At 58.1% G+C, this 13,828-nt stretch carries 11 protein-coding genes and 1 pseudogene; 4 read left to right on the top strand and 8 right to left on the bottom strand.

Annotated elements, in window-relative coordinates; genetic code table 11:
- Positions 1-4 precede the first annotated feature (4 nt).
- The 7 genes from upp to ABLN87_RS06330 all read right to left on the bottom strand — a co-directional run bounded on the left by upp (position 5) and on the right by ABLN87_RS06330 (position 6,391).
- Complete coding sequence (gene upp, locus ABLN87_RS06300; protein ID WP_353008339.1) at positions 5-637, bottom strand: uracil phosphoribosyltransferase; 633 nt, start codon at positions 635-637, stop codon at positions 5-7.
- Positions 634-1,620: an adenosine deaminase gene (locus tag ABLN87_RS06305; RefSeq protein ID WP_353008340.1), complete on the bottom strand. Its 987-nt coding sequence runs from the start codon at positions 1,618-1,620 to the stop codon at positions 634-636. The genes upp and ABLN87_RS06305 overlap by 4 nt, the downstream gene beginning before the upstream one ends.
- Positions 1,617-2,828 carry a phosphopentomutase gene (locus ABLN87_RS06310; RefSeq protein ID WP_353008341.1) on the bottom strand — a complete coding sequence of 404 codons (1,212 nt, stop codon included), beginning with the start codon at positions 2,826-2,828 and terminating at the stop codon, positions 1,617-1,619. The genes ABLN87_RS06305 and ABLN87_RS06310 overlap by 4 nt, the downstream gene beginning before the upstream one ends.
- Entirely contained in the window at positions 2,825-4,132 is a 1,308-nt protein-coding gene (locus ABLN87_RS06315) for a thymidine phosphorylase (RefSeq protein ID WP_353008343.1), read from the bottom strand. Before ABLN87_RS06315 ends, ABLN87_RS06310 begins: the two co-directional genes overlap by 4 nt.
- A gap of 4 nt (positions 4,133-4,136) precedes the next feature.
- Complete coding sequence (locus tag ABLN87_RS06320) at positions 4,137-4,529, bottom strand: cytidine deaminase (RefSeq protein WP_353008344.1); 393 nt, start codon at positions 4,527-4,529, stop codon at positions 4,137-4,139.
- A 91-nt stretch (positions 4,530-4,620) separates the two neighbouring features.
- Entirely contained in the window at positions 4,621-5,724 is a 1,104-nt protein-coding gene (locus ABLN87_RS06325; protein WP_353008345.1) for a cupin domain-containing protein, read from the bottom strand.
- Positions 5,687-6,391, bottom strand: coding sequence for a hypothetical protein (locus ABLN87_RS06330; protein WP_353008346.1), 705 nt, complete (start codon positions 6,389-6,391; stop codon positions 5,687-5,689). Before ABLN87_RS06330 ends, ABLN87_RS06325 begins: the two co-directional genes overlap by 38 nt.
- 185 nt (positions 6,392-6,576) lie before the next feature.
- On the opposite strand from ABLN87_RS06330, the gene ABLN87_RS06335 reads away from it, so the two are divergent.
- The 3 genes from ABLN87_RS06335 (at position 6,577) to ABLN87_RS06345 (ending at position 12,507) form a co-directional block, all read left to right on the top strand.
- Entirely contained in the window at positions 6,577-8,850 is a 2,274-nt protein-coding gene (locus ABLN87_RS06335; protein ID WP_353008347.1) for an NADP-dependent malic enzyme, read from the top strand.
- 251 nt (positions 8,851-9,101) lie between these two features.
- The gene (prpE, locus tag ABLN87_RS06340; RefSeq protein ID WP_353008348.1) at positions 9,102-10,991 is read left to right on the top strand and encodes a propionate-CoA ligase PrpE; all 1,890 of its coding nucleotides are present in this window, start codon (positions 9,102-9,104) and stop codon (positions 10,989-10,991) included.
- A 76-nt stretch (positions 10,992-11,067) separates the two neighbouring features.
- Positions 11,068-12,507 carry an amidase family protein gene (locus tag ABLN87_RS06345; protein WP_353008349.1) on the top strand — a complete coding sequence of 480 codons (1,440 nt, stop codon included), beginning with the start codon at positions 11,068-11,070 and terminating at the stop codon, positions 12,505-12,507.
- Between the two features lie 256 nt (positions 12,508-12,763).
- Here the strand turns inward: ABLN87_RS06345 and ABLN87_RS06350 are convergent, their stop codons facing one another.
- Complete coding sequence (locus tag ABLN87_RS06350) at positions 12,764-13,525, bottom strand: NAD kinase (RefSeq protein ID WP_353008351.1); 762 nt, start codon at positions 13,523-13,525, stop codon at positions 12,764-12,766.
- 168 nt (positions 13,526-13,693) lie between these two features.
- Between ABLN87_RS06350 and glyA the strand changes: the two are divergent.
- A pseudogene (gene glyA, locus ABLN87_RS06355) lies at positions 13,694-13,828 on the top strand (serine hydroxymethyltransferase); the annotation flags it as partial.

Here is a 13,828-nt window from a genome sequence, read left to right on the forward strand (position 1 = left end):
GGGCCTATTTGGTCCCGAACATCCGATCCCCGGCGTCCCCAAGGCCGGGCATGATATAGCCTTTGGAATTCAACTCACGATCCAGCGCGGCGGTTACGATATGCACGTCCGGATGTGCTTCTTTCATGCGCGCAACGCCTTCAGGAGCGGCCAGCAAGCAGAGGAAACTGATATCCGTGGCACCGGCCTCTTTCAGTAGATCAATCGCAGCGGCAGAACTGTTGCCTGTGGCCAACATCGGATCCACCGCGATGACCAGACGGTCCTTAAGGCCTTCAGGTGCTTTGAAGTAGTATTGCACGGGCTTCAACGTCTCTTCATCCCGGTAAAGGCCCACAAACCCCACGCGCGCCGACGGGATCAACTCCAGAACCCCGTCCAGCATCCCGTTGCCCGCACGTAAGATCGACACCAGTGCCAGCTTCTTTCCGGCCAGAATGGGGGCGTCCATCTCCTCCATCGGGGTTTCGATATGGCGGGTGGTCAGCTTTAGCTCTCGCGTGACCTCATAGGCCAGCAGCAAGGTGATTTCGCGCAGCAACTGCCGGAACACCGCGGTCGAAGTGCCCTTGTCCCGCATGAGCGTCAGTTTGTGTTGCACCAATGGGTGGTCGACGATGGTCAGGTGATCGCTCATGTGGTCTCCAGTCTTTTCTTGACCCGCGCGCGGGTGTCTTCATCGCAAAACGCGGCATTCAGGGCTGTTTCATTCAAGGCGGCGAAGTCTTCGGCCTGCCAACCAAATGCCGCGTTCAGCATCTCATATTCGCGCCGCATGGTCGTGTGAAAAAACGGCGGGTCGTCTGTGGACACGGTGACGTTCACACCCGCATCGCGCAAGCGCGCAATCGGATGCGCGGTGAAATCCGGGAACAGGCCCAGCACGACGTTTGATCCGGGGCAGACCTCAAGCGTGATCCCCCGGTCCACCAATTCGTGAACCAGATCAGGGTCTTCGATGGCGCGCACACCATGGCCAATGCGCTCGACACCTAGGTCCCGCACCGCATCGCGGACGCTTTCTGGGCCACCGAATTCACCCGCATGGGTGGTCAGGCGCAGCCCCGCCTCACGCGCACAATCAAAGGCCCATTTGAAATCGCCCTGTGTGCCTACAGATTCGTTGCCACCCATTCCAAAGCCGGTGATCCAATCGCCAGCAGTTTCCGCCGCGCAGTGAGCGCTGCGCTTGGCCTTGTCGGGTCCGAAATGGCGCACACAAGTGACGACTCCGCGCAAGGTAATGCCAAACTTGCGCTCAGCCTCGTCTGCAGCGTCCTGAATGGCCGTCAGATAGTCGCGCCAGGCGTGCACATCACCGCCACCACAGAAATCGGGACTGAGGAAAGTTTCTGAATACACCACCCCATTTGCCGCGCTCTCTTCAAGGATTGCCAGCGTCAGGCGACGAAAATCCTCGGGCGTTTTCAGAACCTCACAGGCCGCTTCATAAACGCTCAGGAAATGAGCAAAGTCTCGGAAATCGTAACTGCCATCCGGTTTGAAAATCCCGCTCAGATCGATGCGTTTTTCATGCGCCAGCTGCCGGATAAAGGCAGGCGGGGCGGCACCTTCGTGATGCAGGTGTAACTCGATCTTTGGCAGGTCAGCGACAGTCATAAAAAGCTCTTTCCCGGCCCCTGAGCCGGTATGTTCAGATGATGGGCGATGCTGGCGGCGACGTCGGCGAAACTGATCTGGCCGATCTGGCCCACACCTGCCCCGGCAACGAGCACCGGAACCTGTTCCCGAGTGTGGTCTGTGCCGGGCCAGCTGGGATCATTGCCGTGATCCGCGGTCAGTAGTAGAAGGTCATCAGGGCGCAGCTTTTGCAGGATTGCGCCAATCTCGCGGTCGAACCATTCCAGCGCCCTTGCATAGCCGCTGATGTCGCGGCGATGACCATAAAGGCTGTCGAATTCGACGAAATTGGCGAAGGTCAGACTGCCCTCCTCAGCCTCGTCTACCAAATCCGACAAATGCCCCATCAGGTCCGCATCCGAGCCTTTGCGCAGCGTATCGATCCCCTGCATTGAAAAGATGTCGCCGATCTTGCCCACGGCGTGCACGCGGTGACCCGCATCCTGCACCCAATTGGTCAGAACCGGTGCAGGCGGCACGATCGCAAAATCCTTGCGATTTGTGGTGCGGGTGAACCCGTCTTCGGGCGAGCCAACAAAGGGCCGCGCAATGACCCGCCCCACTTTCATTTCGTGCAGGCGCGGCGCCAGCGCCTTGCACATGTCCAACAGACGATCGAGACCAAAGCCCTCCTCATGCGCGGCGATCTGGAACACGCTGTCGGCCGAGGTGTAGCAGATCGGCCAACCGCTCCGCATATGCTCGGCCCCCAAATCCGCAATAATCGCGGTGCCTGAGGCATGGCAATTGCCCAGAATACCCTCGGTCCCTGCGGCCTCGGCGGCGGCGCGGCTGACATCAGACGGAAAGGCCGGTTGGGTATCCGGGAAGAAACGCCAATCCCAAGGGACCGGTAGGCCGGCGAGTTCCCAATGGCCTGAGGGTGTATCCTTGCCCGTTGAAAGCTCTCGCGCGCAACCCCACAGACCGGTCGGTTGCGCGTCCAAACCCGGTGTCGCATCGCCCGAGGCCAGACGCACCGCAGCACCCAATCCCAGCGCATCCAGATTTGGCACGTTCAATGGCCCGCTGCGCCCATCTTCAGCCAGACCTTGTGCGCAAGCTTGGGCGATATGTGCCACCGTATTTGCACCGGTATCCGGCACGTCGCCATTGAAGAACCGCCCGGCATCGGGTGCGCCACCGATGCCAACTGAATCCATAACAACCAGAAACGCCCGGCTCATGCCGTGATCCTTTCGTGCACAAGATCAGGTGGGGCGGTCGGTGCGTCTTGGATCTGAATAGCCGCCAGCACACGCTCGGTAGCTTGCCGCGCTGCATCCTCTCGGGCCGCATGAATGGCGACAAGCGGGGTGCCTTTCGTCACTTTGTCGCCCAAACGCACGATGTTTGACAGGCCAACGGCAGGGTCGATCACATCGCTTTCGACCTGACGGCCACCGCCCAGAGCGACAACTGCAAGGCCCAAAGCCTCGCCATCAATGACCGAGATATATCCTTCCTTCGGCGCCGGAACTTCGCGGATGACGCTGGCCTCCGGCAGGAAACGCGACCATGTGTCGACGAATTGCAGTGGGCCTCCCACTGCTGCCATCATACGACCGAACCGCTCAGCCGCGCGGCCATCGCGAATGATATTGGCGATCTGGTCCCGGCCCTGTTCGGCGGTTTCAGAAATCCCCGCATCAGCCATCAAAACTCCACCCAGTTCCGCAGAAATTTCGGCCAAAGGCGAGGTGGTATCTCCTGTAAGGACCTTCATCACTTCAGCCACTTCAAGCGCATTGCCCAATGACGGGGCCAAAGGCTGGTTCATGTCCGTAATCACGGCGGAGGTCCGGCACCCTGCGGCATTGGCAGTTTCGGTCAGGGCGGTGGCCAGCGCGCGGGCCTCTTCGAGCGTTTTCATGAAAGCACCGCTGCCAACCTTGACGTCCAGCACCAAAGCATGCGGGCTGGCCGCCAATTTCTTGGACAGGATCGAAGCTGTGATCAGATCGAGGCTTTCCACCGTTGCCGTTACATCGCGGACCGCATAAAGCCGTTTATCTGCGGGCGCGATCTGACCCGTCGCGCCTACAATTGCCGCGCCTGTGTCTTGCAAAACCTGAGCCAGACGGTCCTGCCCGATCTGCGTAGTGACGCCGGGGATGGCCTCCAGCTTGTCCAGCGTACCCCCCGTGTGGCCCAGACCGCGCCCCGAGATCATCGGAACATAGGCTCCGCATTCCGCCAATGCCGGTGCAAGCACCAGACTGACACAATCGCCCACACCGCCGGTTGAATGCTTGTCAATCACCGGGCCATCAACATCCCAGCTGAGCACATCGCCGCTGTCCCGCATCGCCATGGTCAGATCAGCGCGACCCCGTGCTCCCAGACCGCCCATACAGACGGCCATCGCAAAGGCACCCGCCTGCGCATCGCTGACACCGCCATCGGCAAGGCCTTGTGCGAACCAGCGCAGTTCCTCAGCTGACGGAACCTCGGTCCGCCGCAGCTTGGCAATGATTGACCGCGCATCCATCTGGTCAGACGTCCTGCATATGAGAGGCGTCGAACGCGCCGGGCAGAAGGTCGCCTATGGTTGTCTCAAACTCGACGCCATCTGTGGTTGCCAAGGTCACTTTGACGTCTCGCGCACCGAACTCGGCCAGCTTTTGCCGACACCCGCCGCAGGGCGGTACAGGCTGCGGGCTTTGGGCCACAACATAAACCTCGGCCAGTTCTGTCTCACCCGCGGCCACCATCGCGGCAATTGCGCCCGCCTCGGCACAGGTTCCTTCGGGGTAGGCCACATTCTCAACATTGCAGCCGACATAGAGCGTGCCCGAATCCGATAGGACCGCCGCCCCCACCTTGAAATTGGAGTAAGGCGCATGGGCGTTTTCACGGACTTTCAGGGCAGCATCTTTAAGCGACATGGCGATTCCCTATTTTTGATCAACTGGTCAGAAACACGTACCCTACTGGAAACCGCCAGGGAAGTAGAACCCCCGGGCGCCTGCTTTTTGACTAGTCCAAGGTCGTGTTGAACTTTCCGGGCAAAGTGACTTCAAGCAGTTCGATGTTGTCTGAGGGGTCAGACAATCGGGTCCGCATTCCCGGCGGGATCACGAAGGCATCACCTTGCTCCAGCCTGTAGGGTTCGCGGCCTTCGCCTTCGAGCGTCACCTCACCGTCCATGACAAAGGTAAAGTGAATATCGGTGTCGTGACGCGCCCAGGCGGGCTGCCCCTGCCCTCGGCATACGACCTGCACCCCAGCCACACCTTTGGTGTTCTCGGCAATCGTCGTGTCGCGGCAGATATAACCCGGCAGGCGGAAGGGCACCCATTCCGCATCCTGCGCCTTGTTATACACAAAGCGCTGACCCTGCCATTCCCGGTCTGGGCGCAAATACGGGGTCGGCAGCGTCATTTCATGATCAATCTCGGTCACGTGCTCAGCTGGTACGCCAATCTCGATCACCTGCACATTATCTGAGGCTTCCAGAACGCGGTGGCGGATTTCCGGCGGCTGGATAAAACAGTCTCCGGCGTTCAGGCGCATCTTGTCACCTTGATCCTCATAAACAACATCAACCCAACCATGGATACAGAAGATCAGCTGAAACCCAACCTTGTGGAAATGCACCATATCCGGCACCGGACCACCGTCGGGAATGCGGATATGACTGGCGATGATCGACCCCCCTAAGCGATCCGGCACCAAATCACGATAGTGCATCCCAGCCCGACCAATGATCCACGGGGCCTGATCCTTGAGTCTTCGAACCACAAAGGAATGCACGGTTTCGGGCATCACAAGCGGCGGATCAAGTTCTTCGATTTCAATGCGTGTGCCATTTGGCGCGACCAGCGCGCGCTTGCCTTCGGCAAAGCCATCTGGGTCGTCCGTCAGAATACGCAGGGTGCCCGCTGGTTCCGGCGCATCTTTTTCAATCCGCAGCCGCAGCCCATGCCCAGAAAACACCCCGACCCGAGGATCATCGGCTGGATAGATCATATCCATCTTCATCCCCAACACTTTGGTGTAGAACGGGATGTCCTCTCGCAACTCCTGCGTGGGCAGGCGGATTTCAGCGCGGATCGGCGATGGGGTTCCGGTTTGGCTCATCTTTGGTCTCTTCGGTCAGCAGTTTCGGCCATCCGATCAGAACCGAAGCCAAAATGCCAATCGAAAAGAACATCTCGAGCGTTTCTTCCAACACGAACAGACGTGTGGCCATGGTAAGCGACAGGCTCGCCCCGTAAAACCCGGCAATTTCTTCGAGAAGCTGTGCGACAACGGCGGCTGTACCTGCCAGCACAAAGACAAGCAGGAATGGCGCCCGAAGTTTCAGCGCCTGCCAACCCCAAGATATCCCGTGCGTCACAATCCCGCCTAGCACCAGAACCGCCAGCAAGATCCGAACCAAAGTGATATCCAAGATGATATCCAAACCATCCAGGATCACGAACGGTAGGCTGCCTGTGGTATAGATACTTGCCTCTAGTTCGCGCTCAGCCAGCAACAAGCAGACAAGCCCAATATAAAGACGCCGAACACCGGGAAAGCGATAGAAGGCCGCAATACCTGCAACAAACAGGCCCGCAGCAGAGACGGTCTCGATCACACCACCTTCTTGATTGAATGCTGAGGCCTCAATCGGCCATATCGTCACGACAGTAAGTAGGGCTACACAGCACAGGCCGACTGCGGCAAGCAGAACCGTGGTTGGTAGAACGCCAACCGAAGCTACCGGGACATAGTCCCCGGTCGGTGTCTCGGATTTGAAAGTCATGCCCGTTTGTTCTGCTCGTTCGGTAGACCTGGGTGTGTGAGTGAAGGGTAATGTAAAAAATTTACGACAGCTTTCAACCGCGCGATGCCGAATATCGAATTGTGCGCCCCAGTAGACACAGCATAGCCAAGTCAAAAAGAATAGTTTAACACTAAACCAAATCCCAGAACGGAGCCGTATCGCTGATGTCCGACTCAAGCAGCCAAAGACAAGCCGCACTCGACTATCATGCCTATCCGAAACCCGGAAAGCTTGAGATCAGGGCAACGAAACCCATGGCCAATGGCCGCGATCTGGCGCGCGCCTATTCTCCGGGGGTAGCAGAGGCCAGCCTTGAGATCAAAGCCGATGCCTCAAATGCCGAGCACTATACGGCGCGCGGCAATCTGGTGGGTGTTGTCTCAAATGGAACGGCTGTACTTGGGCTGGGCAATATCGGCGCTCTGGCCTCCAAACCGGTGATGGAGGGCAAAGCGGTTCTGTTCAAGAAGTTCGCCGGCATCGACTGTTTCGATATCGAACTGGACCAGCCCGATCCGGAAAAGCTGGCCGATATTGTCTGCGCACTGGAACCCACCTTTGGGGCCATCAACCTGGAAGACATCAAAGCCCCGGATTGCTTTATTGTCGAAAAGCTGTGCCGCGAGCGTATGAACATCCCGGTGTTTCACGACGACCAGCACGGAACAGCCATTGTTGTCGGAGCGGCGGCCAAGAATGCGCTGCACGTTGCCGGTAAATCTTTTGAAGATATCAAGATCGTCTCGACCGGTGGCGGGGCAGCCGGGATCGCGTGCCTCAGCATGCTAGTGAAACTCGGTGTTAAGCGCGAAAACATCTGGCTGTGTGATATACATGGGCTCGTCTATGAAGGTCGCGAAGAGGATATGAACCCACACAAGGATCAGTTCGCGCAAAAGACCGATCTGCGCACGCTGGATGACGTGATCGACGGCGCGGACCTGTTCCTTGGCCTCAGCGGCCCCAATGTGCTGAAGCCCGAGATGGTCAGCAGGATGGCCAAACAGCCGATCATCTTCGCTCTGGCCAACCCGACGCCTGAAATCCTGCCGCAAGCGGCGCGCGAGGTGGCCCCTGACGCGATCATCGCAACGGGTCGCAGTGATTTTCCCAATCAAGTCAACAATGTCCTGTGTTTCCCATTCATCTTCCGGGGTGCGCTGGACGTCGGTGCGACCGAAATCAATGATGAGATGCAGATCGCCTGTGTGGACGGGATCGCCGAAATGGCCCGCGCCACCACAAGCGCCGAAGCCGCAGCAGCCTATAAGGGCGAACAGCTGACATTTGGTCCCGACTACTTGATCCCCAAGCCCTTTGACCCGCGCTTGGTGGGCGTTGTGTCGTCCGCCGTTGCCAAAGCTGCGATGGACAGCGGGGTGGCAAAGCGCCCGATCGAGGATCTGGATGCCTATAAGGAAAAGCTGAACCAGACCGTCTTCAAATCCGCTCTGCTGATGCGACCCGTGTTCGAGGCCGCCGCTGCTGCCTCACGTCGGATCGTGTTTGCCGAAGGCGAGGACGAGCGTGTTCTGCGTGCCGCTCAGGCTATTCTGGAAGAAACCACGGAAACGCCGATCCTGATCGGTCGCCCCGAAGTGATCGAGGCACGCTGTGAGCGGCTGGGCCTCACGATCCGGCCCGGCAAAGACTGCCAGATCGTAAACCCTGAAAATGACCCGCGGTATTACGACTATTGGAATTCCTACCATAAAATCATGCAGCGCCAGGGTGTAACGCCCGATCTGGCAAAGGCCATCATGCGCACCAACACCACTGCCATTGGCGCTATCATGGTACACAGAGGCGAAGCAGATAGTATGATTTGTGGTACATTTGGTGAATACCGCTGGCACCTGAACTACGTCGAGCAGGTTTTGAACACAGCTGCTCTACACCCTCACGGTGCGTTGTCCCTTATGATCCTTGAAGATGGCCCCCTATTCATCGCGGATACTCATGTGCGTCAGTTGCCCTCGCCCGAGGAGCTGGCCGAAGCCACCATCGGGGCAGCCCGGCATGTGCGCCGCTTTGGTATTGAACCCAAGATCGCCTTTTGCTCACAATCGCAGTTCGGCAATCAGACGGAAGGGTCCGGCAAGCGCCTGCGCGCAGCCATCGAGATGCTGGATCAGAAGCCAAGGGATTTCATCTATGAGGGTGAGATGAACCTTGATACCGCGCTGGACCCGGATTTGCGGTCGCGCATATTCCCGGACTCGCGTTTGGAAGGCGTCGCCAATGTTCTCATCTTTGCCCATGCGGATGCCGCCAGCGGGGTTCGGAATGTCCTGAAAATGAAGGCAAACGGCATCGAGGTCGGGCCAATACTTATGGGCATGGGCAATAAAGCTCATATCGTTACCCCGGCGATCACCGCGCGCGGATTGCTGAACATGGCCGCCATCGCCGGTACTCCGGTCGCACAATATGGATGAATTGGGCGCAAACTGGGCCGACACAGCTAAAGATCGAGTCGGTCCTTTGCAGCAATAGGTTAGCAAATTTGCAATTCCAAATGCCCCTAAGCCTGAGCGGTAATGTTTCAAAGAGTTTGCAAAAATTTGCAGTCGATTTTGAACGGCCCTGCAAAGATTTTGCGATAAACTGACGCGCCGTCACTTGCGCAGCTTGTCTGAAATGCAGACGGTCCCTAACAACAAGCGCACTGCTTTGGGAGGACGATGAATTGGCATATCAGGACGTTTACGACAGCTGGAAAAACAATCCCGAGGCGTTCTGGATGGACGCTGCAAAAGGGATCGACTGGGTCCAACCTCCAACCAAAGCGCTGTTTGAAGACAACGCCCCTCTTTACGAATGGTTCAGCGATGCGCAGGTCAACACCTGCTGGAACGCTGTTGACCGCCATGTCGAAAATGGACGCGGCGAACAGGCTGCGATCATCTATGACAGCCCGATCACACATACCAAGCGCGAAATCTCATATGTCGAGCTGCGCAACCGCGTTGCCACATTGGCCGGAGCCCTGCGCGCCAAAGGCGTCGAGAAAGGCGACCGGGTCATCATCTACATGCCCATGATCCCCGAAGCGCTCGAAGCAATGCTGGCCTGCGCGCGGCTCGGTGCTGTTCACTCGGTTGTCTTCGGCGGATTTGCCAGCAACGAACTGGCGGTGAGGATCGATGACGCAAAACCCAAGGCGATCATTGCCGCATCTTGCGGGTTGGAACCGGGCCGTGTTGTACACTACAAACCCCTGTTGGATGGGGCCATCAATCTGGCCGAGCACAAGCCTGAATTCTGTGTGATTCTTCAGCGTGAACAAGAGGTTGCCCAACTGATCGAAGGGCGTGATGTCAACTGGCATGGCTTCCAATATGGCATTGAACCCGCTGAATGCGTACCTGTGGCAGGCAATGATCCGGCCTATATCCTTTACACTTCCGGTACCACAGGCGCGCCAAAAGGCGTTGTGCGCCCAACAGCCGGGCATCTGGTGGCGCTCAACTGGTCGATGAAGAACATCTATAACGTCGATCCCGGCGATGTGTTCTGGGCGGCCTCTGATGTGGGCTGGGTCGTTGGGCATTCCTATATCTGCTACGCCCCGCTGATCCACGGGAACACCACGATTGTGTTCGAGGGCAAACCCGTCGGCACACCAGATGCGGGCACCTTCTGGCGCGTGATTTCGGAACATAATGTGCGCAGCTTCTTTACCGCACCGACTGCGATCCGCGCTGTCAAACGCGAAGACCCAAAGGGCGAACTGCTTTCGACATACGATCTGTCCTGCTTGAGGGCGCTCTATTTGGCGGGTGAGCGCGCCGACCCCGATACAATCATTTGGGCGCAAGACGCGCTTGAGGTTCCAGTGATCGACCACTGGTGGCAGACAGAAACCGGCTGGACCATCGCAGGCAACCCGCTGGGGATCGAGGAACTGCCCATCAAGCTGGGCTCTCCGGCGAAGCCGATGCCCGGTTATGATGTCCAAATCCTTGATGAAGGCGGCCACCCGATGAAACCGGGTGAGTTGGGGGCGATTGCTGTAAAGCTGCCCTTGCCCCCCGGTACGCTGCCGACGCTGTGGAACGCCGAGGCGCGATTCAAGAAATCCTATCTTGAGCATTTCCCCGGATATTATGAAACCGGCGACGCGGGCATGATCGACGAGGATGGGTACCTTTACATCATGGCGCGTACCGATGATGTGATCAACGTGGCCGGTCATCGCCTGTCGACGGGCGGCATGGAAGAAGTTCTGGCCGCTCACCCCGATGTTGCTGAATGCGCGGTGATCGGTGTTTCGGATCAGTTGAAAGGCCAGATGCCGGTGGGTTTCCTTTGCTTAAATGCAGGCGCAACGCGTGATCACGGCGATGTGGTTCAGGAAGTCGTCAAGATGGTCCGCGACAAGATCGGGCCGGTCGCGGCCTTCAAGCTGGCGGTTGTGGTTGATCGTTTGCCCAAGACACGCTCGGGCAAGATTCTGCGTGGTACCATGGTCTCGATTGCCGACGGGCAGGACTACAAGATGCCTGCAACCATCGACGATCCGGCGATTCTGGACGAGATCAAGACGGCGCTACAAACCATCGGTTACGCTCAATAGGATCGGGGCGGCCTGCACCGCCCCCCTTGCAACCGGATACAGGCCCCTTACTGTCACGATCAGACAGTGAGGGCTCATGACACACACCGATATCTGGCGTCTCAGCGCCACAGAGTTGACACAGCTGACCCGCAGCGGCGACTTGAGTGCCGAGTCCGCAACTCAAGTCGCGATTGATCGGATGCATGCGGTCAATCCCAGCCTCAATGCGGTGGTCGAGGACCTGACCGCCGAGGCGCTTGACCGTGCCCGAGATCTGGATCGGGCCCGTGCAAAGGGCGAAGATACCGGCCCGCTGTTCGGCGTACCGGTCACGATCAAAGTGAATGTCGATCAAAAGGGCCACGCCACAACCAACGGTGTCGTTGCCTTGAAGGACGTGATCGCGCCAGATGATGCGCCGGTTGTGTCGAACCTGCAAAAGGCCGGGGCCATTGTGATCGGTCGCACGAACACGCCTGAATTCTCGTTTCGCGCCGACACCGACAACCCGCTTTATGGCCGCACACACAACCCTTGGGGTCGCCATATCTCAGCCGGGGGTTCCTCGGGTGGTGCGGGCGCTGCGGTGATGGCAGGCATAGGGGCGCTGGCCCATGGCAACGATATCGGCGGCAGCCTGCGGTTTCCGGCCGCGGCAAACGGAGCTGTCACGGTGAAACCCGGCCTGGGCCGCGTACCGGCGTGGAACCCCAGCCAAACGGCCGAGCGCGGATTGCTGGCTCAATCGATGTCGGTGCAGGGGCTGCTTACCCGGTCTGCGGCGGATCTGCATCTATCGATGCCAAGTCTGATTGCCGCGGACCCTCGGGACCCCTTCCACGTGCCGATGCCCTGGCGCGGCACGGCATTGGAAGGTCCGATCAAAGTGGCATTTACCAAAAACACCTTTGGCTATGCCCTGCATGCAGAGGTCGAAAAGGCACTGGACACGGCGAAAGATGCTTTGCTGGATGCAGGCTATCAGGTGTTTGAAGTCGATCCGCCTGATGTGTTTGAATGCGGACGCATCGGGTATCGCACCCTGATGGGAGAGGTTCTGACCCTTATGAAATCGGATGTTGAAGCGGCGGGATCGCAAACCATCCGGGACATCTTTGAAGTGTATTTTCAGGAATTCCCGCCCATCGTTGAAACCGAGTTGCTGCAGATGCTGGCCAAACGCAGCCAATATGCGCGCGAATGGTCCCTGTTTTTACAGGATTACCCTTTGGTCTTGTCACCCTTTCTGCCCCAGCCGTTCTTCAAGCCAGATCGTGACACTGAAGGGGCCGAGGGTGTGCATGAGGTTCTGGGCTGCGCCGTCTATTCCTATGCGATGAACTTTCTGGGCCTGCCCGCCGCCTGTGTCCCTGCCCGGCTGGCCGATCTGCCCAAAGGGCCACAGCCCATCAATGTGCAAATCGCGGCGCGTCGTTGGCGTGAAGACCTGGCCGTAGATGCCGCCGCAGCGATTGAGGCGCGTGTCGGGCAGATGTGCCTTCCAGTTTGGGACAAGATGGCAAGCGGCACATAACCCTTTGAGAAGAAATAGACCCCGGGGTATTTTGCCCGGGGCCCAGCTGCTTAAATGTGCCCGGATATCTGATGACGAGCGTAGCACCACCCACCCTCGCCAGCGCGAAATTTGCGCAATCATTCGACAACGCCGTTTGGTGGCCACTCACTCCCACCATAGCGTGATCTCCGAGCCTGTTCAGATTAGCGAAGCATTAAGAAATCCCGTGTGAACTGCTTCACACAACGTCAAAAAAATCTCAAAAATTCGTGATTTATGTGAATTGCTCCGAGATCAGGCGCTCTTCAAGACCATGACCGGGGTCAAACAGGATGCGATGTTTGATAGAGGGTTCGGAACTGATCTCGACCCAATCGATATCTGGAAACGAGACGGAATCAGCATCCGCCATCACGGGGCGTTTATCCGCATCCAGCACGTCAAAGCGCACCTTTGCAATCTTGGGTAACAACGCCCCACGCCAGCGGCGGGGGCGAAAGGCGGCGATGGGCGTCAGGGCCAGAACGTCCGCCCCGATCGGCAGGATTGGCCCATGGGCAGAGTAGTTGTAGGCCGTCGAACCAGCAGGAGTAGATAGAAGCGCCCCGTCGCACATCAGCTCTGCCATGCGTTCGCGCCCATCAACGCTGATCTTCAATCGCGCGGCCTGAGGCCCCGCCCGCAGCAATGAAACCTCGTTGATCGCCAGCGCCTGATGCAGCTTTCCCGATTGATCCATCGCGCGCATGGCCAACGGATTGATGACCTCTTCCTGCGCATCGGCAAGACGGGCCAGCAGATCGTCTTCATGATAGGTATTCATCAAAAAGCCGATGGTACCGCGGTTCATCCCGTAAACGGGTGTATCGAGATGCTGCAGGTTCTTCACCGTCCGCAACATAAAGCCATCCCCGCCCAGAGCGACGACGACATCTGCATCACGCGGAGCAGCGTTTCCATAAGTCTTGATCAGACGGTCACGAGCGTCCTGTGCCATCTGGGCATCGCTGGCAAGAAAAGCGATTCTCTTTTTCATAACGTCCGGTTTCCAGTGCTGCACATTTGGTTCCGAAACAAACATACCTTTCCTCAATAGGCCAGACTTGACGCCACAGCGGGCCAAATCGTCGCTTTACCGCTTTTGCATCAGAATGGTTTCCTATAGGAAATCCGCAACTATTCACCACAGTTCTATGGAGCGCAAATGAACGCCAACATTCGTGATACGGGTTTTTTCACCCAGTCCTTGTCTGACCGTGACCCTGAGCTGTTCGGCTCGATCACATCCGAGTTGGGCCGTCAGCGCGACGAGATCGAGCTGATCGCATCCGAGAACATC

It is taken from the genome of Ruegeria sp. SCP10, assembly GCF_040329495.1.
Classification (GTDB): Bacteria; Pseudomonadota; Alphaproteobacteria; order Rhodobacterales; family Rhodobacteraceae; genus Ruegeria.

What these genes read in the sequence shown, in the direction of transcription:
- upp (WP_353008339.1), bottom strand. Translation starts at nt 637, where the DNA reads ATGAGCGATCACCTGACCATCGTCGACCACCCATTGGTGCAACACAAA.
- ABLN87_RS06305 (WP_353008340.1), bottom strand. Translation starts at nt 1,620, where the DNA reads ATGACTGTCGCTGACCTGCCAAAGATCGAGTTACACCTGCATCACGAA.
- ABLN87_RS06310 (WP_353008341.1), bottom strand. Translation starts at nt 2,828, where the DNA reads ATGAGCCGGGCGTTTCTGGTTGTTATGGATTCAGTTGGCATCGGTGGC.
- ABLN87_RS06315 (WP_353008343.1), bottom strand. Translation starts at nt 4,132, where the DNA reads ATGGATGCGCGGTCAATCATTGCCAAGCTGCGGCGGACCGAGGTTCCG.
- ABLN87_RS06320 (WP_353008344.1), bottom strand. Translation starts at nt 4,529, where the DNA reads ATGTCGCTTAAAGATGCTGCCCTGAAAGTCCGTGAAAACGCCCATGCG.
- ABLN87_RS06325 (WP_353008345.1), bottom strand. Translation starts at nt 5,724, where the DNA reads ATGAGCCAAACCGGAACCCCATCGCCGATCCGCGCTGAAATCCGCCTG.
- ABLN87_RS06330 (WP_353008346.1), bottom strand. Translation starts at nt 6,391, where the DNA reads ATGACTTTCAAATCCGAGACACCGACCGGGGACTATGTCCCGGTAGCT.
- ABLN87_RS06335 (WP_353008347.1), top strand. Translation starts at nt 6,577, where the DNA reads ATGTCCGACTCAAGCAGCCAAAGACAAGCCGCACTCGACTATCATGCC.
- ABLN87_RS06345 (WP_353008349.1), top strand. Translation starts at nt 11,068, where the DNA reads ATGACACACACCGATATCTGGCGTCTCAGCGCCACAGAGTTGACACAG.
- ABLN87_RS06350 (WP_353008351.1), bottom strand. Translation starts at nt 13,525, where the DNA reads ATGAAAAAGAGAATCGCTTTTCTTGCCAGCGATGCCCAGATGGCACAG.